Genomic DNA, 26,697 nt, shown 5'->3' with positions numbered 1-26,697 from the left:
TATCTGGCACGTATCAGTCAAAACTGGGAATAATGTTGGCCTTGTCGATCATATCGATCGGCAACAGGAACTCATGGTCTTCTACCTGCACCACGACGTCCTGCTCTTCTACACCGCGCAGAAGGCCTTGAAAGTTGCGTCGACCTTCAAAAGGCGAGCGCAGCTTGATCTTCACTTGTTCACCGGCAAACGAAGCAAACTGTTCAAGGGTGAACAGAGGGCGTTCCATGCCAGGCGAGGAAACTTCAAGGGTGTATTCGGAGGTGATTGGGTCTTCGACATCCAATACACCGCTGATCTGACGGCTGACGATGGCGCAATCATCCACCAACACGCCGCCTTCCTTATCGATATAAACGCGCAACAGTGAGTGGCGACCTTGAGCCGAAAACTCAATACCCCAGCATTCATAGCCAAGGGCCACGACCACCGGGGCCAACAAGGCCTGCAACTGTTCTAGCTTGCTCGACACCTGAACCCCCTCGTGCATGTTTGTGCATGCTGTGCAAATAAAAAAAAATGGGCGAATCGCCCATCCCTGAAACGCCGTCGAACAGCGGCGTTATAAAGTGTCCAGCTAACAAAAAGCCCCTTGGAAGGGGCCCCTGAAACTGGTTGCGGGAGCCGGATTTGAACCGACGACCTTCGGGTTATGAGCCCGACGAGCTACCAGACTGCTCCATCCCGCGACAAAGCTGGGGCGGAAGTATACGACCGATCCTTTACAGGGTCAATGTAACCCTTCCACCTACAAGAAAGCCCGCAATTGCGGGCTCTCCTGATAATTGGTACCGAGAAGGGGACTCGAACCCCTACACCCTATGGGCACAACCACCTCAAGGTTGCGTGTCTACCAATTCCACCACCTCGGCAATACAGCGTTTGAAACCTTCTTACTTCTGCTCTTGAGCTGGAGGTACGTCAGTCGCCGGATTGGCCGACTTTTGCTCTTGAAGCACCGGGACATCATCAGAAGCCGGTTGTTGCTTTGGCGCTTCCAACACTGCTGGGTTTGGCAAACCTACTTGAGTCAGCTCTTGAGCCTTCTCTTTAGCAAAGTAACCTAACCCCAAGCTGGTTATGAAGAAACCGGCGGCAAGTATAGCAGTAAACTTACTAAGAAAGGTAGAGGAACCTTGGCTTCCGAATACAGTATTTGAAGCACCTGCACCGAAAGACGCACCAGCATCCGCACCTTTACCCTGCTGCAGCAATACGAGAGCAACTACGCCCAGTGCACCCAGCAGATGAAAAACGACTACGACTGTTTCCAGCATTTTTTCAGTTTCCCGCGGCGCGACAAATCGCACCGAACTCATCTGCATTCAGGGAAGCTCCACCAATGAGCCCCCCATCGATATCCGGCATGCCGAACAGTTCGACCGCATTGGCCGCCTTCACGCTGCCGCCGTATAGAAGCCGCACACCTCGTGCCACTTCAGAATTCTCTGCCGCCAACTGCGCGCGGATGGCGGCGTGCACATCCTGCGCCTGTTGCGGCGAAGCAGTCAGCCCGGTGCCAATGGCCCAGACCGGCTCGTAAGCAATGACTGCCTTTGCAAAAGCACCGACACCCAGGTCTTCAATGATGCTGCCGAGCTGACGCCCGACAACCTCAAGGGTCTTCCCGGCTTCACGCTGCTCGAGGGTTTCCCCTACACACAACACCGGAATCAGACCGCAGGCCTGAGCTGCCGCAAATTTGCGAATCAAGGCACTGTCCTGCTCGCGCATGATCAGGCGACGCTCGGAGTGCCCGACCAAAACCAGGGAACAACCTGCATCCACCAATTGACTCGGCGCAATCTCACCAGTCAACGCGCCTTGCATGGGTTCCACCGCAGAGTTCTGCGCGCCGACCGAAATCGACTTACCCTTCAAGCCATCAATCACTTGATTGATATACAAGCAAGGCGGGAATACCGCGACATCAACACCGCTTGGCAAGGCCAGATGACGAAGGCCATTGATCAGCTCAGCGACGCTGGCGCGGGTACCGTGCATCTTCCAGTTACCAGCTACCATAGGGCGACGCATGCTGTACCTCGTCGGTCAAAGTGGGCGCAGATGTTACCCAACCGATGCATGACTGGCAAGCCGAATTCAGGCAGAAACTTCAGTAACCAGTTTCGCCAGCTCTTCGGCATAACCGCGGACCTGTGCCTCATCCTCGCCTTCAACCATGACACGCACCAAAGGCTCAGTGCCGGACTTGCGCAATAGCACGCGCCCACGCCCGGCCATCGCCTGCGTTACACGCTCACTGGCCTGCTTGACCGTCGCATGCTCGATAGGGTTCTCACCACCACCAAAACGTACGTTAATCAGCACCTGTGGACATTTGCGCAATGCCTGGCGCGACTGCGCGAGCCCTTCATTACGCGCCTTCAGCGCCATCAGCACCTGCAAGGCCGCGATGATGGCATCGCCCGTGGTGGTATGGTCGAAGCACACGATGTGACCAGAGTTCTCGCCCCCGATCACCCAATTGCGCTCCAGCAACTCCGAGATCACGTAGCGATCTCCCACATTGGCCCGCACGAAGGGGATATCCAGGTCCGCAAGGGCCAACTCGAGCCCAAGGTTGCTCATCAACGTACCGACCACTCCGCCCTGCAGCTTACCCCGCGTGTGCAGATCGCGAGCAATGATGAACAGCAACTCATCACCGTCAACGACTGTACCGGTGTGATCGACCATCAGGACTCGATCACCGTCGCCATCGAAGGCGATCCCGATATCGGCCTGTTCGGCCAGTACCGCCGCCTGCAGCGCCTCGGTATGGGTGGAGCCACAGTTGTGGTTGATGTTCAACCCGTTTGGCGAAGCGGAGAGCACGACCACTTCGGCCCCCAACTCGCGAAATACACTCGGCGCGACTTTATAGGTCGCACCGTGAGCGCAATCGACCACGACTTTCAGGCCCGAAAAGCTAGTACCAGTCGGCACGCTGCCTTTGCAGAATTCGATGTAGCGACCCGACGCATCGTTGATCCGCGACACTTTGCCGATCTTGCTCGACTCGACCACAGTCATCGGCGTGTCCAGCAGTTCTTCGATCATCAGCTCGATATCATCCGGCAGCTTGGTACCCTGGCCGGAGAAGAACTTGATGCCGTTGTCATCATGCGGGTTGTGCGAAGCACTGATCACGATACCCGCCTGGGCCTGGAACGTACGCGTCAGGTAGGCAATGGCCGGCGTCGGCATCGGACCGAGCAGCATCACATCGGCGCCCGCCGACGTCAGGCCGGCCTCGAGCGCCGATTCGAACATGTAGCCGGAAATTCGCGTGTCCTTGCCGACCAACACTTTGCAGGCGCCCATTTTACGGAACGCCATGCCGGCCGCCCAGCCGAGCTTGAGCATGAAATCAGGGGTAATAGGGTATTCGCCGACCCGACCACGAATACCGTCGGTGCCAAAGTATTTCTTGCTCATAAGTGCTCCGTCATTCTTATTCGGCTGAATCCACAGCTGCAATCATCCGCACGACATCCATCGTTTCGGCTACATCGTGCACGCGCAATATGCGTGCACCTTTGGTAAGGGCCAAGGCCGCAAGGGCGAGACCGCCATACAGACGCTCTCCCACCGGACGGCCCAAGGCATTGCCTATCATGCTCTTTCGCGAGACCCCAACCAACAGGGGCCGCCCCAGGGCATGCAAGGCGTCCATATGTTTGAACAGGCTCAAATTGTGGGCCAGCGTCTTGGCAAAGCCGAACCCTGGATCAAGAATTATCCGCTCGGCAGGAATACCCACAGCAGCACACTGACTCAGACGCTCCGCCAGGAACTCACCGACTTCCCTGGTCACATCCTGGTAGTGCGGGTCGTTCTGCATCGTTCCGGGCTCGCCGAGCATATGCATCAGGCAAACGGGCAACCCGGTGGCCGCTGCGGCATCCAGGGCACCATCGCGCTGCAAGGATCGTACATCGTTGATCAAGCCTGCGCCCAGTCGTGCAGTTTCACGCATGACCGCCGGCGTGGACGTATCGACCGAGATAATGACATCAAGTTCGCGGTGTATGCGCTCGACAATCGGCGCGACTCGCTCCAGTTCTTCGGTAGGCGAGACCGCACGCGCACCCGGCCGGGTCGACTCGCCGCCAACGTCGATCAGCGTAGCACCGGCAGCCACCATCGCCTCGGCATGCCGCAGAGCCGCATCGAGCTGGCTGAATCGACCACCATCGGAAAAGGAATCGGGAGTGACATTGAGGATGCCCATGACATGCACATGGGCCAAATCAAGAACCCGGTTGCCGCAAGGCAACCGGGTTGAGGACTGAACAGAAGTCATTTCAAGCCTTAGACGTCAGCAGCCGGACCGCCGATCGGTGTCTCGGGGCGTTCGCCCTGCACTGCCGGAGGCGTACCGGAGGTACCGGTGCCACCGGACCAGTCACGAGGCTCACGAGGCACACGGCCTGCCATGATGTCGTCGATCTGGTCGGCATCAATGGTTTCGTACTTCATCAGGGCGTCAGCCATGGCATCGAGCTTGTCACGGTTGTCCGTGAGGATCTGTCTGGCAGTGCCGTAGCACTGATCGATGATGCTGCGCACTTCAGAGTCGATCAACTTGGCCGTCTCGCCGGAGAAACTGGCATGCTGACCGCCACCGCCACGACCGAGGAACACTTCGCCCTCTTCTTCGGCATACATCAACGGACCCAGCTTCTCGGACAAGCCCCACTTGGTGACCATGTTTCGGGCAATCTGGCTGGCACGCATGATGTCATTGGAAGCGCCAGTGGTGACACCGTCAAAGCCCAACGTCATTTCTTCGGCAATACGGCCGCCGTACAGCGAGCAGATCTGGCTGACCAGCGCACGCTTGGACAAGCTGTAACGATCTTCTTCCGGCAGGAACATGGTCACACCCAAGGCACGACCACGCGGAATGATCGAGACCTTGTAGACCGGGTCATGCTCGGGCACCACACGACCGACGATCGCGTGACCCGCCTCATGGTACGCCGTGTTCTGCTTTTCTTTCTCCGACATGACCATGGATTTGCGCTCAGCGCCCATCATGATCTTGTCCTTGGCCAGTTCGAATTCCTTCATTTCCACGATGCGCTTACCGGTACGAGCGGCGAACAGCGACGCTTCGTTGACCAGGTTCGCAAGGTCGGCACCGGAAAAACCTGGCGTACCGCGAGCGATCACTGCCGGGGCGACGTCATCACCCATCGGCACTTTGCGCATGTGGACCTTGAGGATCTGCTCACGACCACGAATGTCCGGCAGCCCCACCACGACCTGACGGTCGAAGCGACCTGGACGCAACAGCGCCGGGTCAAGTACATCGGGACGGTTGGTGGCGGCAATCACGATGATGCCGTCATTCATTTCGAAACCGTCCATCTCGACCAGCAACTGGTTGAGGGTTTGTTCGCGCTCGTCGTGACCGCCACCCATGCCGGCACCACGATGGCGACCGACGGCATCGATTTCGTCGATAAAGATGATGCACGGTGCGTGTTTCTTGGCCTGCTCGAACATGTCGCGAACACGGCTGGCACCCACGCCAACGAACATTTCCACGAAATCGGAACCGGAAATCGTGAAGAACGGCACCTTGGCTTCGCCGGCAATCGCCTTGGCCAGCAAGGTTTTACCGGTACCCGGCGGGCCAACCATCAGTACGCCGCGAGGAATACGACCACCCAGGCGTTGGAATTTGCCCGGATCGCGCAGGAATTCAACCAGCTCGCCAACTTCTTCCTTGGCTTCATCGCAACCAGCGACGTCGGCCAAGGTGGTTTTCACCTGATCTTCGGAAAGCAGGCGAGCCTTGCTCTTGCCGAAGCTCATAGGCCCACCCTTGCCACCGCCGCCGCCCTGCATCTGGCGCATGAAGAACATGAACACGGCGATGATCACCAGGATCGGGAAGCTGGCGACCAGGAGCTGGGTCCAGATGCTTTGCTGCTCAGGCTGCTTGCCTTCGACCACGACATGATTGTCCACCAGGTCGCCGATCAGGCCATTGTCCTGGATCGCCGGACGAATAGTCTTGAAGTTGTCGCCGTCGGTGCGCTTGCCGGTAATCACATAGCCATCAACGGCTACGCGCTCGACCTTGCCATCCTTGACCTGCTGGATGAAGTCGGAATAGTTGAGGGTCTGCGGCTCGTTAGGGCTGGAGAAGTTGTTCATCACGGTCACAAGGACAGCGGCGATGATCAACCACAGGATCAGATTCTTTGCCATATCGTTCAATTAACTACCCTCTGAAGCAAGCTCCGCTACTGGCGCGCGCTTCGCATGATATTCACCGGCCTAACTTACTACATTACCTACGACTCTGGCAGGCGCCGTCTGTAACCCTTTGTGAAACTTTGACCGCGTAATTTTCGTTTACGCGTCTTTCGCAATGCGAGACAAAAAAAACTATCGGCCTGTATTAAAGACGCTCATCACTGGCTGCGCCTTCAACTCCGCGAAAACCACGCGCCAGCAGATACTGCTCGCGAGAGCGGTCGCGGGACGACAATGGCTTGCGCATCTGCACCTTGTCGAACAGTTTTCGCATGCCCTTGTGGTATTCGTCGAAGCCTTCACCCTGGAAGACTTTGATCAAAAAATCACCACCCGGCCGTAAAACCCGCCCGGCAAGATCCAGGGCCAGCTCGCTGAGGAACATTGCACGAGGCATGTCGACAGCCGCTAATCCACTCATATTGGGGGCCATATCGGAAATCACAAGGTCAACCTGGGTATTTCCGACGGCTTCCAGAATTTTTGCCAGGACGGCGTCTTCCGTGAAGTCACCCTGGATGAAGGTCACATCGGGGATGCTGTCCATTTCCAGGATATCGGAAGCGATCAAGCGGCCCTGACCGCCGATCAGACGACTGGTCACCTGGGACCAGCCTCCCGGCGCCGCACCGAGGTCGATCACGGTCATACCTGGACGGATCAAACGATCCTTTTCCTGGATCTCCAGCAATTTATAGCTGGCACGCGAGCGATAGCCGTCTTTTTGCGCCATTTTGACGTACGGATCGTTGAAATGCTCTCTGAGCCAGTTCTGGCTAGTCTTGGAACGGGCCACGGGCCACCTCTAAAAATAAAACGGGTCGTGATTAAGTGGGCGGTCCCGGACTCGCTCGGGTAAACTGGCCGCCGCTTTTTACAAGATCAGACGCAGGGGTCAGATTATGCCGCTCACTCAAGAGCAGAAGAAACAATACAAATCCATTGGCCACCATCTGAAACCGGTTTTGACTGTGGCTGACAACGGTTTGACTGAAGGCGTACTCGCCGAACTGGAACGCGCACTGGGCGATCACGAGCTGATCAAAATCAAGCTCAACATCCTCGATCGCGAAGCCCGCCTGGCTGCCGTTGCCGAACTGTGCAAGACCGGCAAGGCAGACCTGGTACAGGTCATCGGCAAGATGGCGCTGATTTATCGCAAGAATTTCAGCGTCAACAAGCAACTGTCGAACGTTCACCGCTTCAAGTGATGCCAAGGGTCAAGGGTGTGCTTCGTACACCCTTGCGCTCCACCCAGGAACCGGCTGCAACACCAGCACCAATCCGGAAAACCCCAGCACCAGGTAACTGAATACCTGCCACTGGCTCGCATCCGGCCAGCCGAGACGCACCGCGAAAAACATCCCGCTCGCGTACAACGACATGAGCAGCAACTGCCCTCGAATGTCGCGCCATAGACTGGCAAGGCCCTCGACCTGAATCAGCACCAAAGCCTGAAACACCACACACGCCGCGGAAAAACCCACCAGCAGCGCCGTCAGCATGCCTGCGATTTCATCGATGAGCAGCGGCGCCAGGCCGATTCGACCCAGCACCGGCAACAAACCGACGTGCAACAACCAGACGCCGCCCACCCACAACATCTGGGTGAGCTGCCAGATCATGGCGCCCGCTCGCAGCGGGCGCCTTCGTTCAGATGTGACGGACTTCGACAATCTCATACTCGATAACGCCGCTCGGCGTCTTCACAGTCACCACATCGCCTTCTTCCTTGGCAATCAAGGCGCGAGCGATTGGCGAACCGACGGAAATCTTGCCGAGTTTGATGTCTGCCTCGTCCTCACCCACGATCTGGTAAGTGACGCTTTCATCGGTCTCGACGTTGGCGATTTCCACGGTGGTGCCAAAAATCACCTTGCCGGTGTGCGGGATCGTCGTGACGTCGATGACGACCGCATTCTGCATGCGGCCTTCGATGTCGCGGATACGCGCCTCGACCATCCCCTGCTGCTCGCGAGCAGCGTGGTATTCGGCGTTTTCCTTCAGGTCACCCAACTCCCGGGCCGTGCCGATGTCCTGGCTGAGCTTGGGACGAATGACCTTGGTCAGGTGAGCGTGTTCTTCTTCCAGGGCCTTCGCGCCCTGAACAGTCATCGGGTACTTGGTTATGCTCATGCCTTCAATCCTGCATGTAGATCCTGCAAGCGACGCACGGTCTTCTCGGGACCGAACTTGAGCGCTTCGCAGATCGCTTCGCCCGCAGCAATGGTCGTGGTGCAGTAGATCTTGTGCTGCAGTGCGTTACGACGAATGGAATAGGAGTCGGCGATCGACTGACGCCCCTCAGTGGTGTTGATGATCAGCGTGACTTCGTCATTCTTGATCATGTCGACCACGTGCGGACGCCCCTCGGTCACCTTGTTCACGCGGCGCACTTTCAGGCCTGCCGCTTCGATCAGCTTGGCGGTACCGGCCGTGGCGACCACTTCAAAGCCCAAGTTGATCAGATCACGGGCCACGCCTGCAACCAGTGGCTTGTCGTCATCACGCACGCTGATGAACGCCGTGCCACCTGTCGGCAGCACTTCGCTGGCGCCCATCTGGGCCTTGGCAAAGGCTTCGCCGAAGGTGTCGCCCACGCCCATCACTTCACCGGTGGACTTCATTTCCGGGCCAAGGATCGGGTCCACGCCAGGGAACTTGGCGAACGGGAACACCGCCTCTTTCACACTGTAGAAATTCGGGATGATTTCCTTGGTGAAGTTCAGCTCTTTCAGGGTTTTGCCAGCCATGACCCGCGCAGCGATCATCGCCAGGGAAACACCGATGCACTTGGAGACGAACGGTACGGTCCGGGAAGCGCGCGGGTTGACTTCGATGACGTAGATGTCCTCCCCCTGCAGGGCGAGTTGCACGTTCATCAGGCCGATGACGCCCAGCTCCAAGGCCATTTTCTTGACCTGCTCGCGCATCTCGTCCTGGATGTGGGCCGGCAACGAGTACGGCGGCAGCGAACAGGCAGAGTCACCGGAGTGAACGCCGGCCTGCTCGATGTGCTGCATGATCGCGCCAATCACCACGTCCTTGCCGTCGCTGACCGCATCCACGTCCATTTCGATGGCGCAGTTGAGGAAGTGGTCCAGCAGCACAGGGCTGTCGTTGGACACTTGGACCGCTTCGCGCAGGTAACGCTTGAGCTCGTCTTCCTGATACACAATTTCCATCGCACGACCGCCCAGTACATAGGACGGGCGCACCACCAGCGGGTAGCCGATCTTGGCTGCGGCACGAATCGCTTCGTCCTCGCTGCGCACGGTGGCGTTCGGTGGCTGACGCAGATTCAGGCGCTCGACCATTTGCTGGAAACGCTCACGGTCTTCGGCGCGGTCGATCGCATCCGGGCTGGTACCAATGATCGGTACCCCGGCGGCCTCAAGGGCGCGAGCCAGTTTCAGCGGGGTCTGGCCGCCGTACTGGACGATCACACCTTTAGGTTTCTCGACGCGGACGATTTCCAGCACGTCTTCCAGGGTCACTGGTTCGAAATACAGGCGATCGGAGGTGTCGTAGTCGGTGGACACGGTTTCCGGGTTGCAGTTGACCATGATGGTCTCATACCCGTCATCGCGCAGGGCCAGTGCCGCGTGCACACAGCAGTAGTCAAACTCGATGCCCTGACCGATCCGGTTTGGACCGCCACCCAGGATCATGATCTTGTCGCGGGTCGACGGCGCGGCTTCGCATTCTTCTTCGTACGTGGAGTACAGGTAAGCAGTGTCGGTGGCGAACTCGGCCGCGCAGGTGTCGACGCGCTTGTAGACCGGGAACACTTCCAGCTTGTGGCGATGAGCACGCAGGCTCTTCTCGGTCACACCCAGCAGCTTGGCCAGGCGCATGTCGGAGAAGCCCTTGCGCTTGAGGCGGAACATCGTGTCGTGGTCGATGCTGGACATGCCCAGGGTCTTGACCTTCTCTTCTTCCTTGATCAGATCTTCGATCTGCACCAGGAACCAAGGGTCGATCATGTTCATGCCGAAGATCTGCTCGACAGTCATGCCGGCACGGAAGGCGTCAGCCACGTACCAGATGCGTTCGGCGCCCGGCACGGTCAGCTCGCGCTTGAGCACGCTCATGCTTTCCGGATCGTTCAGGTCCAGCTTCGGATCCAGGCCGCAGACACCCACTTCCAGACCGCGAAGGGCTTTCTGCAGGGATTCCTGGAAGGTCCGGCCGATAGCCATGACTTCACCGACCGACTTCATCTGAGTGGTCAGGCGGGCGTCGGCCTTGGCGAATTTCTCGAAGGCGAAACGTGGCAGCTTGGTAACGACGTAGTCGATGGACGGCTCGAAGGACGCCGGGGTCTTGCCGCCGGTGATGTCGTTCGACAGTTCGTCCAGGGTATAACCCACGGCCAGCTTGGCAGCGACCTTGGCAATCGGGAAACCAGTGGCTTTCGAGGCCAGGGCCGACGAACGGGACACCCGCGGGTTCATCTCGATGACCACCATGCGGCCAGTGTTCGGGCAGATGCCGAACTGGACGTTGGAGCCACCGGTTTCCACGCCGATCTCGCGCAATACCGCCAGGGAGGCGTTACGCAGGATCTGGTATTCCTTGTCGGTCAGGGTCTGGGCCGGTGCGACGGTGATCGAGTCGCCGGTGTGCACGCCCATCGGGTCGAAGTTTTCGATGGAGCAGACGATGATGCAGTTGTCCTTTTTGTCGCGGACAACTTCCATTTCGTATTCTTTCCAGCCGATCAGGGATTCGTCGATCAGCAGCTCTTTGGTCGGCGACAGGTCCAGACCACGGGCGCAGATTTCTTCGAATTCTTCACGGTTGTAGGCGATGCCGCCACCGGTGCCGCCCATGGTGAAGGACGGACGGATGATGCACGGGAAGCCCAGACGCTCCAGGACGGCATTGGCCTCTTCCATGCTGTGGGCGATGCCCGAGCGTGGACAGTCCAGGCCGATGGATTTCATCGCCTTGTCGAAACGCGAACGGTCTTCGGCCTTGTCGATGGTGTCGGCGTTGGCGCCGATCATTTCCACACCGAACTTCTCCAGGACGCCTTCGCGCTCCAGGTCCAGGGCGCAGTTCAGCGCGGTCTGGCCACCCATGGTCGGCAACAGCGCGTCAGGGCGCTCTTTCTCGATGATCTTGGCAACGGTCTGCCACTTGATCGGCTCGATGTAGGTGGCGTCGGCCATGGCCGGGTCGGTCATGATGGTGGCCGGGTTGGAGTTCACCAGGATGACGCGGTAACCCTCTTCGCGCAGGGCTTTACAGGCCTGGGCGCCGGAGTAGTCGAATTCGCAGGCCTGACCGATCACGATCGGGCCAGCGCCGAGAATCAGGATGCTTTTTATGTCTGTACGTTTTGGCATGGGTTTGTCACTCAAATCCGCAGGTCAGTCGGCTAGGCCGTCGAACAATCTTTGTAGCGCCCGAAGGGGCCGCCGCATTCGGGGCCGCCTTCGGGCTTCACGCGGTCAGCGTCGCTTGGCCATCTCATTGATGAAGCGATCGAACAGCGGCGCCACGTCGTTCGGGCCCGGGCTGGCTTCAGGGTGGCCCTGGAAGCTGAACGCGCTCTTGTCGGTACGCTCGATGCCTTGCAGCGTGCCGTCGAACAGCGACTTATGGATCGCGCGCACGTTGGCCGGCAGGGTCGCTTCATCCACCGCAAAACCGTGGTTCTGGCTGGTGATCATCACGACGCCGGTATCCAGGTCCTGCACCGGGTGGTTGGCACCGTGGTGGCCGTGACCCATCTTCAAGGTCTTGGCGCCCGAAGCGAGGGCCAGCAGCTGGTGGCCGAGGCAGATGCCGAATACCGGGATTTCGGTCTCCAGCACGTCCTTGATCGCCTGGATCGCGTAGTCGCAAGGCTCCGGATCACCCGGGCCGTTGGACAGGAACACGCCGTCGGGCTTGAGGGCCAGGACGTCCGCGGCCGGAGTTTGCGCCGGCACCACGGTCACGCGGCAACCACGCTCCACCAGCATGCGCAGGATGTTCCACTTGACGCCGTAGTCGTACGCAACCACGTGGTATGGCAGTTCGGACGCTTCGATCGTCGCGTGACCGTCGGTTTTCAGGTCCCAGACCGTGGAGCGCCACTCATACTGCTTCTTGGTGCTGACGACTTTCGCCAGATCCATGCCCTTGAGGCCAGGGAAACCCTGGGCAGCGGCGATGGCGGCTTCTTCGGAAATGTTGTCACCGGCCATGATGCAGCCGTTCTGCGCACCTTTTTCCCGAAGGATACGGGTCAGGCGACGGGTGTCGATACCGGCGATCGCCACGACATTGTTGGCTTTCAGGTAATCAGACAGGGACATCGTGTTACGCCAGTTGCTCGCTACCAGCGGCAAGTCACGGATGACCAGGCCGGCGGACCAGACACGATCGGACTCGGCGTCTTCCGGCGTGGTGCCGGTGTTGCCGATGTGCGGGTAAGTCAGAGTAACGATTTGCTGGGCGTAGGAAGGATCGGTAAGAATTTCCTGATAGCCGGTCATTGCGGTGTTAAACACCACCTCACCAACGGTCTGACCGTCGGCTCCAATGGCTTCGCCGCGAAAAATGCTGCCATCAGCAAGGGCGAGTATGGCTGGCTTAGTCAAGAAGACCTCCCGTAAATAAAGCCTGAAAGGGCGATCGCAGGTTGTAAAAAAGCGGAGTGACGTATGGACACGTCACCCCGCTTGTTCACTGAATTATTCTGCGCGCTTTTAGTGGACACACTAAAGCTGTAGCTTACAGAAAAAGGCTTTTTTGGTCCACCGCTAATGAGCCTTAAAGGCAGGGGAATGCGACAGGGCGTCGCGAAGCGGTATAAAACGGGGGCCCAGTATAACTGAACCCCCTGCCGATGGCATCAACGCAGGTCGAGAACGTCCTGCATGTCGTACAAACCTGGCTCACGACTCTCCAGCCACAGCGCAGCGCGAACCGCGCCCTTGGCGAAGGTCATCCGGCTGGAAGCCTTGTGAGTGATCTCCAAGCGCTCGCCCTCAGTGGCGAACAGCACCGTATGATCACCCACCACGTCACCACCACGCACGGTCGCAAAACCAATGGTGTCGCGCTCACGGGCACCGGTATGCCCCTGGCGCCCGTAGACAGCCACCTTCTCAAGATCGCGACCCAGCGCATCGGCAATCACCTCACCCATGCGCAAAGCCGTGCCCGAAGGCGCATCGATCTTGTGCCGGTGATGCGCCTCGATGATTTCGATATCCGCATCGTCACCCAAGACCCGGGCCGTCATCTCCAGCAGCTTCAGCGACAGGTTCACACCCACACTGAAGTTCGCCGCAAACACGATCGGAATGTCTTTACCCGCATCGGCCAGCAACTGCTTCTGCGCGGCATCCAGCCCCGTGGTGCCGATCACCATGGCCTTGCCGTGCTTGCGGCAAATGGCGAGGTTTTTCAGCATCACTTCCGGCAGCGTGAAGTCGATCAGGACATCAAACTCATCGAGCACCTTCTCCAGGCCGCCAGACATCGGCACACCGATACGCCCGAGCGAAGCCAGCTCGCCAGCATCAGCGCCCACCAGCGTACTGTCGGGCCGCACGATGGCAGCCGTCAGGCCGGAGAGCGGCGAGCGCTGCTGCACCGCCTCGACCAACGCCTTACCCATGCGCCCCGCAGCGCCCATCACAGCTATACGTCGCATGCGAGCTCCTTACAGATCGCCGAAGAAGCGCTTCACGCCTTCGAACCAACCCGTGGTTTTTGGTGAATGGCTGTTGTCATCCGCCAGAGAACTGCGGAACTCTTCCAACAACTCACGCTGGCGTCGGCTCAGATTGACCGGAGTCTCCACTGCCACGCGACACATCAGATCACCCGCACCGCCACCACGCACCGGCGCAACGCCCTTGCCGCGAATCCGGAACTGTTTGCCGGTTTGCGTACCCTCGGGGATTTTCAACTTGACGCGACCGTCGAGGGTCGGGATTTCAAGCTCGCCGCCCAAGGCCGCATCGACGAAACTGATCGGCACTTCGCAGAACAGATGCTTGCCATCGCGCTGGAAAATCGCGTGCTCGCGCACATTGATAACCACGTACAGGTCGCCGGTCGGGCCGCCCTGGGCGCCCGCCTCGCCTTCGCCGGAAAGACGAATGCGGTCACCGGTATCGACACCGGCCGGCACTTTGACCGACAGCGTCTTGTACTCTTCGACACGCCCTTCGCCGCGGCAGGAGTCGCACGGATCGGAAATGATCTTGCCTTGACCATGGCAACGCGGGCAGGTCTGCTGCACCGAGAAGAAGCCCTGCTGCATGCGAACCTGGCCAATGCCGCCGCAGGTCGGGCAAGTCACGGGCGAGGAGCCCTTCTTGGCGCCCGAGCCATCGCACGGTTTGCAATTGACCAGTGTCGGAACGCGAATGTTGACGGTAGTGCCGCGCACCGCCTCTTCCAGGTTCAGCTCCAACGTGTAGCGCAAATCACTGCCACGCTGGGCGCCGCCACGAGCACCGCCGCGACCGCCACCGAAGAAATCGCTGAACACGTCGCCGAAAATATCGGAGAAATTCTGGCCGCCGAAACCGGCACCGCCGCCGCCCATGCTCGGATCGACGCCAGCATGACCGTACTGGTCGTAAGCTGCGCGCTTGCTCGAATCGGACAGTACTTCGTAAGCCTCGTTGGCTTCCTTGAACAGCTCTTCCGACGCTTTATCATCGGGATTACGGTCCGGGTGGTGCTTCATCGCCAGGCGACGATAGGCCTTTTTCAGGTCCGCCTCGCTGGCGCCCCGCTCGACACCCAACACTTCGTAAAAGTCACGCTTTGCCATTAGTCTTTGCACTCTTATAGGACGTCCGGCAAACCTCTCCTGAACCTTGCCAAACTCGTTGAGCCCCAATACAGGCCCGGACCCAACTCACGTCAATTCAACGATCCTGGTCTTAATCTTTCAGCCAGGGCCCCGGCCAAAACGCGGCGTCCGTCGCTCGGAAAGCAGGAGCATTCCCGATCACACCGCCAGCATCCGAGCGTTGTCGCATGCTGTAAAAATTCACTGGCTCCAGACACGCCAACGCGGGAGCAAGCTCCCGCGCGGCGACATCCTACCAGCCACCGCACAAATGCAGTCAACCGGCCGACCAACAAGCGATTACTTGTGGTCTTTCACTTCTTCGAACTCGGCGTCGACGACGTCATCAGCTTTTTCAGCCGATTCGCCTTGAGCAGCCGCGCCTTCAGCTGGCTGAGCCTGCTCGGCGTACATCTTCTGAGCCACGGGTGCGGAGACCTTGGACAACTCTTCGATCTTCGCCTCGATGGCAGCCTTGTCGTCGCCTTTGACGGCAGCTTCCAGGGCAACCACAGCCGCTTCGATAGCGGTTTTTTCTTCAGCAGTCACTTTTTCGCCAGCATCAGCGATCATTTTGCGAGTCGAGTGCACCAAGGCATCGCCCTGGTTGCGGGCGCTGGCCAGCTCTTCGAACTTGCGATCTTCCTCGGCGTTGACTTCAGCATCGCGAACCATCTGCTGAATTTCTTCCTCGGACAGACCGGAGTTGGCCTTGATCACGATCGACTGGGTCTTGCCGGTGGCCTTGTCTTTCGCGCCGACGTGCAGGATGCCGTTGGCGTCGATGTCGAAGGTCACTTCGATTTGTGGCACGCCACGTGGCGCCGGTGGAATCTCGGCCAGGTCGAACTTGCCCAGGGATTTGTTCTGGGCGGCCTGCTTACGCTCGCCTTGCAGCACATGGATGGTCACGGCGCCCTGGTTGTCGTCGGCAGTCGAGAACACTTGGGATTTCTTGGTAGGAATCGTGGTGTTTTTCTCGATCAGCGCAGTCATCACGCCACCCATGGTTTCGATACCCAGGGTCAGCGGGCTGACGTCGAGCAGCAGAACGTCCTTCACATCACCAGCCAGAACGGCGCCCTGGATAGCAGCACCCATGGCGACGGCTTCGTCCGGGTTCACATCTTTACGTGCTTCTTTACCGAAGAAATCGGTTACCAGCTTCTGCACCAGCGGCATACGGGTCTGGCCGCCAACCAGGATCACGTCGTTGATCGCGCCAACGTCGATACCGGCGTCCTTCATCGCGATGCGGCAAGGTTCGATGGTGCGCTGAACCAGGTCTTCCACCAGCGCTTCGAGCTTGGCGCGGGAGATTTTCACGTTCAAGTGCTTAGGACCGGTGGCGTCTGCAGTGATGTACGGCAGGTTCACGTCGGTCGACTGGCTCGAGGACAGCTCGATCTTGGCTTTTTCAGCGGCTTCTTTCAGGCGCTGCATGGCCAGCGGGTCACCCTTGAGGTTCATGCCGCTTTCTTTCTTGAACTCGTCGACGAGGTAGTCGATCAGGCGGATGTCAAAGTCTTCACCACCGAGGAAGGTGTCGCCGTTGGTCGCCAGCACTTCGAACTGGTGCTCGCCATCGACTTCAGCGATTTCGATCACGGAGACGTCGAAGGTACCGCCACCCAGGTCATAAACGATCACGGTGTGATCGCCCTTGGCCTTGTCCATACCGTAGGCCAGAGCAGCCGCGGTCGGTTCGTTGATGATGCGTTTTACGTCCAGGCCCGCGATGCGGCCGGCGTCTTTGGTCGCCTGGCGCTGGCTGTCGTTGAAGTAGGCAGGAACGGTGATGACCGCTTCAGTCACCGCCTCGCCGAGGTAATCTTCGGCGGTCTTCTTCATTTTCTTCAGGATTTCAGCCGAGATCTGTGGCGGCGCCATTTTCTGGCCGTTCACTTCAACCCAGGCGTCGCCATTGTCAGCCTTGGCGATTTTGTAAGGCACCATCTTGATGTCTTTCTGAACGACTTCTTCGTCGAACTTGCGACCGATCAGACGCTTCACCGCGTACAGGGTGTTATGCGGATTGGTCACGGCCTGACGCTTGGCCGACTGGCCAACCAGAATCTCGCCATCGTTGGCGTACGCGATGATCGACGGCGTGGTGCGCGCGCCTTCAGCGTTTTCAATCACTTTGGCCTTGCCGTTTTCCAGCACGGAGACGCACGAGTTGGTGGTCCCCAGGTCAATACCGATAATCTTGCCCATGTTAACTCTCCCGGAACTTGGATTTTGTTGCCGCAGCAGTGGTGGCTAACTGCGGTAGCACTTAAACGCTTGACTTCTTAATGGGGGCCGTTACGACCGATTTCAAGCCTGCTCATCAATAGAAGGCGAAACCGGTGCCGGCGTCTTGCTGACTACAACCATGGCCGGGCGCAACAGGCGACCGTTGAGCAAGTAGCCCTTCTGGAAAACCTTCAAGACACTGTTGGGCTCGACGTCTGCGCTTTCCTGCATCGCCATGGCCTGGTGGTGTTCGGCGTTGAAGGGCTCGCCATGGGGATCAAGGGCTTCGAGCTGATAGCGCTTGAGGGTGTCCTGGAACATTTTCAGGGTCAGCTCGATGCCTTCACGCATCGGACGGATGTTCTCGTCGTCCGGGTTGGACAGTTCCAGGCCGCGCTCCAGGCTGTCGATGATCGGCAGCAGGTCGCTTGCGAAACGTTCCAGGGCGAATTTATGAGCCTTTTCTACATCCTGCTCGGCGCGGCGGCGGACATTCTGCAGGTCGGCGGCTACACGCAAAGCCTGATCCTGCGCACCGGCCAGTTGCTCCTCGAGCACTTGTACACGTGCCACCAGGTCGTCGCCCGAATCCTGGGGAGCCTGATTGGCGTCTAGATTTTGCGTATCCTGCGTCTGTTCGTCAGCCATAGATTTCTCCTTTCAACTTCGTCCGCGAGCTCGACTCGCGCTTCTGCCCCGGTATATGGGGCCGGGTTTTTAAGCTTCAAGGGCCGCCCGACGAATTAACCTTACAGAAAACACCTGCATTCCATTCCAAGCAGCACTAAAAAACCCATCGCCCCAAGCAAATCGAGCTAAGCGAAGGCATTGTCAGCCCGAAACAAAACACTGTATAAATAACCAGACCTAAAGCCTGGGAGCGGCCTTATGCTGGTGCACCTGTCCGTACACAACTACGCCATTGTCGAACACCTCGACCTCGAGCTTGATCGCGGCATGAGCGTGATCACCGGTGAAACCGGCGCCGGCAAATCGATCATGCTCGACGCCCTGGGCCTGACCCTGGGCGATCGCGCCGACAACGGTGTGGTGCGTCCCGGCGCGGACAAGGCCGACATCCTGGCGACTTTCGACCTGGTCGACATCCCCGAGGCCAGCACCTGGCTGGCCGAACGCGACCTGGACAGCGACGGCCCGTGCATCCTGCGCCGGGTCATCACCGCCGAAGGTCGCTCACGGGGCTACATCAACGGCACACCCTGCACCCTGGGCGATCTCAAAGCCCTCGGCGAACTGCTGATCGACATCCATAGCCAGCACGAACACCAATCCCTGCTCAAGACCGACACCCATCGCCGCCTGCTGGATGAATACGCCGGCGCCACCGACCTGGCCCGCCAGGTACAACTGGCCGCCCAGCGCTGGCGCCAGACCCGACAGGAACTGGACCGGCTCTCCAACTCCGGCGACGAACAACGTGCCCGCCATCAGCTATTGAGCTATCAGCTCGAAGAACTGGAAAACCTGGCCCTGGGTGAAAACGAACTGGAAGAACTGGAGCAGGAACACAAGAACCTGACCAACGCCGAAACCCTGCTGGGTATCTGCCGTCAAGTGGTCGAACAATGCAGTGAGAGTGATTCGGGCAATGTACTCAACGCACTGACAGCGAGCCTGAACCGCCTCTCCAGCGTGAACAATTCGGTAGGCGCGTTGAGCGAAGCGACCAACCTGCTGACAAGCGCGCAGATCCAGGTCGAAGAAGCCGTCGGGGAACTCAACCGGTTTCTTGATCATTTCGATGCCGACCCGGCACGCCTTCAATACCTGGAAGAGCGCCTGGACACTATTTATACCCTGGCTCGCAAACACCGCGTCCAGCCAACCGACGTTGCCGAACTCCAGCAACGCTTGCTGGAAGAACTGGAAACCTTGAACGCCAACGATGAATCCATCGAGCGCCTGGGCGATGAACTGGCTTCCTATGCCCGTCACTATCAGGAAAAGGCCAACGAGCTCAGCGCACTGCGCCACCAAGCCGCAACCGGCCTGGCCAGCGCCGTGGAGCAGGAAATCCAGCGCCTGGGCATGCCGGGCGGACGGTTTACCATCGAATTGCGCCCCAATGCCGGCGATGAACTTCAGCCCAACGGACTGGAACAGGTAGAGCTGCTGGTCAGCGCCAACCCCGGGCAACCGCTCAAGGCCCTGGCAAAAGTCGCCTCCGGTGGCGAGCTGTCACGGATCAGCCTGGCCATCCAGGTCATTACGGCGCAGACCTCACGCGTACCGACGCTGGTATTCGACGAAGTGGACGTGGGTATTGGCGGGCCAACGGCGGAAATTGTCGGCCAGTTGCTCCGCCGACTGGGGGACCGCGGCCAAGTGTTGACGGTGACTCACCTGCCCCAGGTGGCCGCCCAGGGTCATCAGCATTTATTTGTGCACAAGGTGCGCGGCGAGGACGCCACACGTACCGCGGTGTCCAAACTCAACAAAACCGAGCGAGTGGAAGAAGTTGCACGCATGCTCGGGGGGATCGATCTAACCAAGGAGTCCCTGGCTCACGCGAAAAAAATGGTCGTCGCTGCAAAAACCTGACAAACGCCGCACAGCAAGAAGGCGACCCTGGGGTCGCCTTCTTTCGCTTTGGGAGCTTTGGGCTCACGCGACGTGCTTACTTCCTCTTGCGTACATGCAAGACGAGATGGTGATCGATCAGCTCGAAGCCATGCTCTTCAGCAATATCCTTTTGCAGTTTCTCGATTTCAGGACTGAAGAACTCGATGACCTCACGAGTTTCCACGTTCACCATGTGATCGTGGTGTTCCCCGTCAGCCAATTCAAAGACCGCATGACCGCCATCAAAATTGTGACGGGCCACAAGCCCCGCAGCCTCGAACTGAGTCAGGACACGGTAAACCGTGGCCAGACCAACGTCCTCGCCAGCCTCCATAAGCGCCTTGTAGACGTCTTCGGCACTCATGTGACGCTGCTCTGCGGAATCGAGCATTTGTAGAATCTTGACCCTTGGTAGGGTCACTTTGAGGCCGGCTTTGCGTAGTTCGCTATTTTCAACCATGGTCAGCTTTCTCGCGATGCTGCTTCGCAGCTTCTCTTAATGCGGGTATGATCGGCGTTTACGTTGTCCCAGCCAAGATAGTGGAAGTCGCCCACCGATGCAAAACACCAAGCTCTTGCTAACCAGTTTCACCTTCGTGGGACTGCTCGCACTCGCCGGTTGTTCATTCCCCGGGGTTTACAAAATCGACATCCAGCAGGGCAATGTCGTCACGCAGGACATGATAGACCAGTTACGCCCGGGAATGACCCGTCGGCAAGTACGGTTTATCATGGGCAACCCCCTGCTGACCGACACGTTCCATGCCGATCGCTGGGATTACCTGTACAGCTTGCAGCCAGGCGGCGGCGAGCGGCAACAGGAACGCATCAGCGTTATCTTTAGCCCCAATGACCAACTCGTCAGCCTGTCGGGTGATTTCATGCCTGGCGTGAGCCGCGATGAAGCCATCATGGGCAAGGACAGCGACACTACCGTGACCGACCCGGCCCAGAATGCCGAACAGCCGAAACCGGAAAAACCGGTCAAGCCAGGTTCGTTGCTGGACCAGATCCAGAAGGACGTGGACAAGGTCGAGACCGTACCTGTCCCGACTCCAGAACCTCTGGATACCTCGCCGCAATAAATCACGACGTAAAAAAACCCGGCATGCCGGGTTTTTTATTGCCTGCGATTCAAGCTCGATTTACTGATCGGATTGTCGCGCCTGGGCGGCCTTGGCCGCACGCAAGCGCCGAATTTCTTTCGGATCGGCCAGCAAGGGACGATAAATCTCAAGCCGATCACCCCGCTGCACCACCTGCTGATCAGGATCGGCGACCACTTTGCCAAAAATCCCGATTGGGCAAGTCGCCAGATCCAGCTCCGGAAATGCATCAGTAATGCCCGATGCCTCCAGCGCCGCACGAACACTGGTGCCTGGTGGCACTGCGAATGTGCGCAAGACCTGGCGGTCGACGCAGGCATACACCACTTCTACCTCAATCAACGCTTGAGCTCGGCATTCTGCTTGGCGCGCTGGCAGAACGCATCGACCAAAGTATTGGCCGCCTGATTGAACAGTGGCCCCAACGTGGCTCGCACCAGGGGACCCGCGTAATCGAACGACAGATCGAGACTGATCTTGCAGGCCTTTTCACCCAGCGGTTTGAACACCCAGACGCCGTGAAGCTGGTTGAAAGGTCCCTCTTCCAGATTCATCTCGATGGACTGCCCGGGCACCAGGGTATTGCGCGTGACGAAGCGCTGGCTCAACCCGCCCTTGGCAATGTTGAGGCTGGCGCGCATGTGGGTTTCGGAACTGTCCAGCACTTCAGCGGATGAGCACCAAGGCAAGAACTCCGGATAGCTCGCCACATCGTTGACCAGGTCATACAGCGCCTGTGCCGGATAGGGCAGCAAGGCCGAGCGTTGAATGTGTGTCGTCATGTAAGCGTCACTTCCACAGCTGAGCGGCAAACACTACGAGAATGCCGATGGGCGCCACATAGCGCATCAAGAACAGGCTCGAGGCGAACAATACAGGGCTGCGCAGCGACAGTTCATCGCGCACCGCCTCACGCCCCATGATCCATCCTGCAAACACCACGAAACACAAACCACCCAGTGGCAACATGATCCGAGATGTGAAGAAATCAATCACGCCGAAGAAGTCCAGCCCCCCGGTTGCTCCCCACTGGTAGAGATGGAACAGCCCGTCTTCGTTCACGAAAAACTTAGCCTGCTTCCATATATTGAAGGAAAACACCGTCCCCAGGCCCACAAACCAGCAGGTAAACGCCAGCCAGAATGTCACCCAGGCGCGGCTGAGCCGGGTCCGCTCAACCAGGTAGGCCACCATCGGCTCCAGCAGGGAAATAGCCGAACTCCACGCCGCAATTGCCACCAGGACGAAAAACACCACCCCCATCACTTGACCGAACGCCATGCTGCCAAAGGCAAACGGCAGGCTGACAAACATCAGTCCAGGCCCTTCGCTGGGGTTCAGGCCAGCGGCAAACACAATCGGAAATAACGCCACACCCGCCAGCAGCGACACGAAGGTATCCAGCAGCGCGACGCCGACAACGGTCCGGGTCAGGGATGCGTTCTTGGGCATGTAGGCGCCGTAGATCATGATCGAGCCAACCCCCACGCTCAGGGAGAAAAACGCATGCCCCATGGCCGGCAACAGGCCGTCCATGACTTTCTCCGGCTGGAAATCGAACATGAAGTGCACGCCTTCCATGAAATGCCCGGTGGTCATGCTGTACCCCAGCAGCACCAGGATCATCACGAACAGCAGCGGCATCATGATCCGCAGGCTGCGCTCAAGCCCGGCGACCACACCTCGAGCAATGACCACGGCGGAGAGCACCATGAAAATCGTATGCCAGAGGGTCAGCCTCCAGGGATCGGCGATCACGTTACCGAAGTAGGCGCCGACCTGATCGGGCGTCACGCCTTGAAAATCCCCACGCCCCATGTCGATGATGTAGTCCAGCGACCAGCCGCCGACCACGCTGTAGAAAGACAGGATCAGCAGCGCCGTGATCATCCCGGCGAACGCGCCCCACGACCACTTGGGCGAATGCCCTGCCGCCACGGCCAGCACCTTCAAGGCGTTGGCCGGGCTCTGCCGGGCACGACGACCGATCAGGGTTTCGGCCAGCATCACCGGCGCACCGATGAGCGCAATGCACGCCAGGAACATCAATACGAAAGCGCCGCCACCGTAGACGCCGACCATATAGGGGAATTTCCAGATACTGCCCAGCCCCACCGCCGAACCGGTTGCAGCGAATATAAAGACCCAGCGGCTAGCCCAACTGCCGTGGACAGAAACCTTGTCTGTCGACATCGTGATCACGCCCAGCGTTCGAAAAAGAGGCCGCATTGTCCGGGATTCACTCAACGTGCTCAAGCACGCAGCTTCACCGTAGCCGACACGCACGCAACTGCCTATAATGCCGCCCCTATGGCTAAACAGAAGAAACACCCCACAGGGACCATCGCGCAAAACAAAAAGGCGCGACACGATTACTTCATCGAACAACGTTTCGAGGCTGGCATGGTCCTGGCCGGCTGGGAAGTAAAGAGCTTGCGTGCCGGCAAGGCGCAACTGGTCGACAGCTATGTGCTGCTCAAGGACGGCGAAGCCTGGCTGCTGGGCAGCCACATTTCGCCGCTGACCACCGCCAGCACCCACGTGATTGCCGATCCGACGCGCTCGCGCAAACTGCTGCTGAACAAACGCGAGCTGGAAAAACTCTTCGCGTCTGTGCAACAGAAGGGTTACGCCTGCGTCTGCACGTCGTTGTACTGGAGCAAGCACTTGATCAAGTGCGAGATCGCGCTGGGCAAGGGCAAGAAGGAATACGACAAGCGCGATACCGAACGCGAACGCGACGCTGGTCGCGAGCTGCAGCGTGCGGTGCGGAACAAGGGCAAGGAAGACTGATTCTTTCGCCTTGAGACCGCTTTCGCGAGCAAGCCCGCTCCCACATTGGATCTTTAGCGAACACAGAATATGTGTACGACAGTGATCCAGTGTGGGAGCGGGCTTGCTCGCGAATGCGGCCGCCCAATCACTATAGAACCAACTGGCTACATCCCCTTGCGCCGCTCTGCCCGCGCCACCCGCTGCACTTCCTGACGCACCTCCTCCAAAACCTCCTGCACATACAAAATATGTCGGCTGGAAATTTCCCGCGCCTGCTCGGCCTGCCCTTCCATAATGGCTTGATACAACTCTCGGTGCTGGCTGATCAGCATGTCGCGGGTTTCGCTGCGCTGCTTGTACATGCCGCCGATGTTGGTCACCACGTTGCGCTTGAGCAGATCGAACAGCCCGCGAATGGTGTGCAGCAACACCGCGTTATGACTGGCCTCGGCAATCGCCAGATGGAACCGCGCATCCGCTGCGCCCTCCTCGGCCCGGCTGACTTCGTCGTGCCGTGAGTAGCAATCCTGCAGCTCATCGAAAGCCGCCGTCAGTCGCTCGCGATCCACATCCGTAGCCCGTAGCGCCGCGTAGTAGGCACAGGACGCTTCCAGCGTATGGCGGAACTCCAACAAATCCCGTTGCGCCTCGGGATTGCTTTCCAGCAGTTGCAGCAGCGGATCACTGAACGTCGAGCCCAGCGACTCCACCACATAGTTGCCGCCGCCCTGGCGACTGACCAACAGGCCCTTGGCCGCCAGTTTCTGGATCGCCTCGCGCAACGAAGGGCGTGACACGCCGAACTGCTCGGCCAGGGTCCGCTCAGCCGGCAGCCGCTCACCGGATTTCAGCGTGCCCTCGAGGATCATTCCTTCAAGCCGCTCGACAATATCGTCAGACAAACGGCGCTGACGAATCTGATCAAACCCCATAACTCGATTCTCCACGATCCCGACGGCTCGCCGGGCTCTCTATTCTGGCCCATCCGGGCCCCGGCCACACCCACCAAAAGCGCTTTTCACGAACGGATCAGATGCCCTCTGCACCGCTTATTCGACGAAAGTTTCAGGGCGGCAAATTGACACACGACAACCAAGGCTTTTACCCTAGCCAACAGCGATTGTAAATTGGTATTACCAATTAACCAAGCCGCTGACCAGTGCCTGACCAACAACAATTAGGGGCCCACCCACTATGCAAACCTGGCAACAGCTCTACAGCCCGCTCGGCAGCCTCGGCTTGTCCGCACTCGCGGCCGTTATTCCCATCGTGTTTTTCTTCCTGGCCCTGGCGGTGTTTCGCCTCAAGGGGCACGTGGCCGGCAGCATCACCCTGGCCCTGGCGATTGCCGTGGCGATCTTTGCGTTCCAAATGCCCGCCGACATGGCCTTCGCCGCTGCCGGTTATGGCTTTGCCTATGGTCTGTGGCCCATCGCCTGGATCATTGTCGCCGCTGTGTTTCTCTACAAACTGACGGTCAAGAGCGGCCAGTTCGAAGTGATCCGCAGCTCGGTGCTGTCGATTACTGATGACCAACGCCTGCAAGTGCTGTTGATCGGCTTTTGCTTCGGCGCATTCCTGGAAGGTGCCGCCGGTTTTGGTGCGCCAGTGGCGATCACCGCCGCCCTGTTGGTCGGCCTGGGTTTCAACCCTCTGTACGCCGCCGGCCTGTGCCTGATCGCCAACACCGCCCCGGTGGCGTTCGGCGCGCTGGGTATCCCGATCATCGTGGCCGGCCAGGTCACCGGGATCGATGCGTTCAAGATCGGCGCCATGACCGGTCGCCAGTTGCCGCTGCTGTCGCTGTTCGTGCCGTTCTGGCTGGTGTTCATGATGGACGGCCTGCGCGGCGTGCGGGAAACCTGGCCAGCAGCGTTGGTCGCGGGCTTGAGCTTCGCCATCACCCAGTACTTCACCTCCAACTTCATCGGCCCGGAACTGCCGGACATCACCTCGGCCCTGGCCAGCCTGATTTCCCTGACCCTGTTCCTGAAAGTCTGGCAGCCCAAGCGCAGCGCAGGTGCCCAGATTGCTGGCGCCACTTCCAGCGCAACGGTCGCCGCCAGCGTCGGCGGTTTCGGCCAGCCGCGCAGCACCGTGGCTTCGCCCTACAGCCTGGGGGAAATTATCAAGGCCTGGTCACCGTTCCTGATCCTCACCGTGCTGGTAACAATCTGGACCCTGAAACCGTTCAAGGCGATGTTCGCCGCCGGCGGCTCCATGTACGGCTGGGTGTTCAACTTCGCCATCCCGCACCTGGACCAGATGGTGATCAAGGTCGCGCCGATCGTGGTCAATCCGACAGCCATCCCGGCGGTCTTCAAGCTTGATCCGATTTCCGCTACCGGCACAGCGATTTTCTTCTCGGCCTTGATCTCGATGCTGGTGTTGAAGATCAACCTTAAAACTGGTCTTACCACTTTAAAAGAGACTTTCTACGAGCTGCGCTGGCCGATTCTGTCCATCGGCATGGTGCTGGCATTCGCCTTCGTCACCAACTATTCGGGCATGTCGTCGACCATGGCCCTGGTGCTGGCTGGCACCGGCGCGGCGTTCCCGTTCTTCTCGCCGTTCCTGGGCTGGCTGGGGGTATTCCTGACCGGTTCCGATACCTCATCCAACGCTCTGTTCAGCTCGCTGCAAGCCACCACCGCGCACCAGATCGGCGTCAACGACACCTTGCTCGTCGCGGCGAACACCAGCGGCGGCGTGACCGGCAAGATGATTTCGCCACAATCGATCGCGGTGGCCTGCGCGGCGACCGGGCTGGTGGGCAAGGAGTCGGATCTGTTCCGTTTCACCCTCAAACACAGCCTATTCTTTGCAACGATCGTCGGCCTGATCACCTTGGCTCAGGCCTACTGGTTTACCGGCATGCTGGTGCACTGAGTACTACAGGTAACAGCG

25 protein-coding genes and 2 tRNA genes are annotated in these 26,697 nt (G+C 59.0%); 5 read left to right on the top strand and 22 right to left on the bottom strand.

What is annotated here, in order from left to right:
- Positions 1-13 precede the first annotated feature (13 nt).
- The 9 genes from rimP to rlmE all read right to left on the bottom strand — a co-directional run bounded on the left by rimP (position 14) and on the right by rlmE (position 7,072).
- Complete coding sequence (gene rimP / locus ACWNZ1_RS22980; protein WP_025211790.1) at positions 14-472, bottom strand: ribosome maturation factor RimP; 459 nt, start codon at positions 470-472, stop codon at positions 14-16.
- Between the two features lie 140 nt (positions 473-612).
- Positions 613-689: transfer RNA gene (locus tag ACWNZ1_RS22975), tRNA-Met, on the bottom strand.
- Between the two features lie 97 nt (positions 690-786).
- Positions 787-872: transfer RNA gene (locus ACWNZ1_RS22970), tRNA-Leu, on the bottom strand.
- A 21-nt stretch (positions 873-893) separates the two neighbouring features.
- Positions 894-1,277 carry a preprotein translocase subunit SecG gene (gene secG / locus ACWNZ1_RS22965; protein WP_135847947.1) on the bottom strand — a complete coding sequence of 128 codons (384 nt, stop codon included), beginning with the start codon at positions 1,275-1,277 and terminating at the stop codon, positions 894-896.
- Between the two features lie 4 nt (positions 1,278-1,281).
- A complete protein-coding gene (gene tpiA, locus ACWNZ1_RS22960) occupies positions 1,282-2,037 on the bottom strand; it encodes a triose-phosphate isomerase (RefSeq protein ID WP_135843647.1) in 756 nt (251 codons plus the stop codon).
- A 66-nt stretch (positions 2,038-2,103) separates the two neighbouring features.
- Positions 2,104-3,441 carry a phosphoglucosamine mutase gene (glmM, locus tag ACWNZ1_RS22955; protein ID WP_265072695.1) on the bottom strand — a complete coding sequence of 446 codons (1,338 nt, stop codon included), beginning with the start codon at positions 3,439-3,441 and terminating at the stop codon, positions 2,104-2,106.
- A gap of 16 nt (positions 3,442-3,457) precedes the next feature.
- A complete protein-coding gene (folP, locus tag ACWNZ1_RS22950; RefSeq protein ID WP_135843645.1) occupies positions 3,458-4,309 on the bottom strand; it encodes a dihydropteroate synthase in 852 nt (283 codons plus the stop codon).
- Positions 4,310-4,317: 8 nt separating this feature from the next.
- Positions 4,318-6,228: an ATP-dependent zinc metalloprotease FtsH gene (gene ftsH, locus ACWNZ1_RS22945; RefSeq protein WP_135843644.1), complete on the bottom strand. Its 1,911-nt coding sequence runs from the start codon at positions 6,226-6,228 to the stop codon at positions 4,318-4,320.
- 193 nt (positions 6,229-6,421) lie between these two features.
- Positions 6,422-7,072: a 23S rRNA (uridine(2552)-2'-O)-methyltransferase RlmE gene (rlmE, locus tag ACWNZ1_RS22940; protein WP_135843643.1), complete on the bottom strand. Its 651-nt coding sequence runs from the start codon at positions 7,070-7,072 to the stop codon at positions 6,422-6,424.
- 106 nt (positions 7,073-7,178) lie between these two features.
- Here rlmE and ACWNZ1_RS22935 point away from each other — a divergent pair, with 106 nt between their 5' ends.
- Positions 7,179-7,487, top strand: a complete 309-nt coding sequence (locus ACWNZ1_RS22935; protein ID WP_003177852.1) for a YhbY family RNA-binding protein — start codon at positions 7,179-7,181, stop codon at positions 7,485-7,487.
- Positions 7,488-7,496: 9 nt separating this feature from the next.
- Here the strand turns inward: ACWNZ1_RS22935 and ACWNZ1_RS22930 are convergent, their stop codons facing one another.
- The 8 genes from ACWNZ1_RS22930 to grpE form a co-directional block, all read right to left on the bottom strand.
- Positions 7,497-7,901 carry an MFS transporter gene (locus ACWNZ1_RS22930; RefSeq protein WP_256454251.1) on the bottom strand — a complete coding sequence of 135 codons (405 nt, stop codon included), beginning with the start codon at positions 7,899-7,901 and terminating at the stop codon, positions 7,497-7,499.
- Between the two features lie 28 nt (positions 7,902-7,929).
- Positions 7,930-8,406, bottom strand: coding sequence for a transcription elongation factor GreA (gene greA / locus ACWNZ1_RS22925; protein WP_135847946.1), 477 nt, complete (start codon positions 8,404-8,406; stop codon positions 7,930-7,932).
- Positions 8,407-8,408: 2 nt separating this feature from the next.
- Complete coding sequence (gene carB / locus ACWNZ1_RS22920) at positions 8,409-11,630, bottom strand: carbamoyl-phosphate synthase large subunit (RefSeq protein WP_123342831.1); 3,222 nt, start codon at positions 11,628-11,630, stop codon at positions 8,409-8,411.
- A 105-nt stretch (positions 11,631-11,735) separates the two neighbouring features.
- A complete protein-coding gene (carA, locus tag ACWNZ1_RS22915; protein WP_135843641.1) occupies positions 11,736-12,872 on the bottom strand; it encodes a glutamine-hydrolyzing carbamoyl-phosphate synthase small subunit in 1,137 nt (378 codons plus the stop codon).
- 254 nt (positions 12,873-13,126) lie between these two features.
- On the bottom strand, positions 13,127-13,933 hold the full coding sequence (gene dapB / locus ACWNZ1_RS22910) for a 4-hydroxy-tetrahydrodipicolinate reductase (protein WP_135843640.1): 807 nt from the start codon (positions 13,931-13,933) through the stop codon (positions 13,127-13,129).
- Between the two features lie 9 nt (positions 13,934-13,942).
- A complete protein-coding gene (dnaJ, locus tag ACWNZ1_RS22905) occupies positions 13,943-15,067 on the bottom strand; it encodes a molecular chaperone DnaJ (protein WP_135843639.1) in 1,125 nt (374 codons plus the stop codon).
- Positions 15,068-15,388: 321 nt separating this feature from the next.
- Positions 15,389-17,305, bottom strand: a complete 1,917-nt coding sequence (dnaK, locus tag ACWNZ1_RS22900; protein WP_025211778.1) for a molecular chaperone DnaK — start codon at positions 17,303-17,305, stop codon at positions 15,389-15,391.
- Positions 17,306-17,407: 102 nt separating this feature from the next.
- A complete protein-coding gene (gene grpE, locus ACWNZ1_RS22895; protein ID WP_135843637.1) occupies positions 17,408-17,974 on the bottom strand; it encodes a nucleotide exchange factor GrpE in 567 nt (188 codons plus the stop codon).
- A gap of 240 nt (positions 17,975-18,214) precedes the next feature.
- On the opposite strand from grpE, the gene recN reads away from it, so the two are divergent.
- Entirely contained in the window at positions 18,215-19,888 is a 1,674-nt protein-coding gene (gene recN / locus ACWNZ1_RS22890; protein WP_135843636.1) for a DNA repair protein RecN, read from the top strand.
- A 76-nt stretch (positions 19,889-19,964) separates the two neighbouring features.
- Here the strand turns inward: recN and fur are convergent, their stop codons facing one another.
- Complete coding sequence (fur, locus tag ACWNZ1_RS22885) at positions 19,965-20,369, bottom strand: ferric iron uptake transcriptional regulator (protein WP_135843635.1); 405 nt, start codon at positions 20,367-20,369, stop codon at positions 19,965-19,967.
- Between the two features lie 97 nt (positions 20,370-20,466).
- Here fur and ACWNZ1_RS22880 point away from each other — a divergent pair, with 97 nt between their 5' ends.
- Positions 20,467-20,994 (top strand): outer membrane protein assembly factor BamE, encoded by a 528-nt coding sequence (locus tag ACWNZ1_RS22880; RefSeq protein ID WP_135843634.1) that lies wholly within the window; start codon positions 20,467-20,469, stop codon positions 20,992-20,994.
- A gap of 60 nt (positions 20,995-21,054) precedes the next feature.
- On the opposite strand, the gene ACWNZ1_RS22875 is transcribed toward ACWNZ1_RS22880, so the two are convergent.
- From ACWNZ1_RS22875 to ACWNZ1_RS22865, 3 genes are read right to left on the bottom strand one after another with little or no spacing between them, the layout of a single operon-like run.
- On the bottom strand, positions 21,055-21,357 hold the full coding sequence (locus tag ACWNZ1_RS22875) for an RnfH family protein (protein WP_135843633.1): 303 nt from the start codon (positions 21,355-21,357) through the stop codon (positions 21,055-21,057).
- On the bottom strand, positions 21,354-21,797 hold the full coding sequence (locus tag ACWNZ1_RS22870; RefSeq protein WP_135843632.1) for a type II toxin-antitoxin system RatA family toxin: 444 nt from the start codon (positions 21,795-21,797) through the stop codon (positions 21,354-21,356). Before ACWNZ1_RS22870 ends, ACWNZ1_RS22875 begins: the two co-directional genes overlap by 4 nt.
- A gap of 7 nt (positions 21,798-21,804) precedes the next feature.
- The gene (locus ACWNZ1_RS22865; protein WP_135843631.1) at positions 21,805-23,208 is read right to left on the bottom strand and encodes a sodium-dependent transporter; all 1,404 of its coding nucleotides are present in this window, start codon (positions 23,206-23,208) and stop codon (positions 21,805-21,807) included.
- A 117-nt stretch (positions 23,209-23,325) separates the two neighbouring features.
- Here ACWNZ1_RS22865 and smpB point away from each other — a divergent pair, with 117 nt between their 5' ends.
- Entirely contained in the window at positions 23,326-23,808 is a 483-nt protein-coding gene (gene smpB / locus ACWNZ1_RS22860; RefSeq protein ID WP_135843630.1) for an SsrA-binding protein SmpB, read from the top strand.
- Positions 23,809-23,954: 146 nt separating this feature from the next.
- On the opposite strand, the gene ACWNZ1_RS22855 is transcribed toward smpB, so the two are convergent.
- Positions 23,955-24,722, bottom strand: coding sequence for an FCD domain-containing protein (locus tag ACWNZ1_RS22855; RefSeq protein ID WP_135843629.1), 768 nt, complete (start codon positions 24,720-24,722; stop codon positions 23,955-23,957).
- A 262-nt stretch (positions 24,723-24,984) separates the two neighbouring features.
- Here ACWNZ1_RS22855 and ACWNZ1_RS22850 point away from each other — a divergent pair, with 262 nt between their 5' ends.
- Entirely contained in the window at positions 24,985-26,679 is a 1,695-nt protein-coding gene (locus tag ACWNZ1_RS22850; protein ID WP_456027915.1) for a lactate permease LctP family transporter, read from the top strand.
- The last annotated feature ends 18 nt before the right edge of the window (positions 26,680-26,697 follow it).

Source organism: Pseudomonas sp. CFBP 5748 (genome assembly GCF_053850495.1).
Note: the sequence above shows the minus strand (reverse complement) of the source record. Positions and strands in the feature narration are given on the sequence as shown.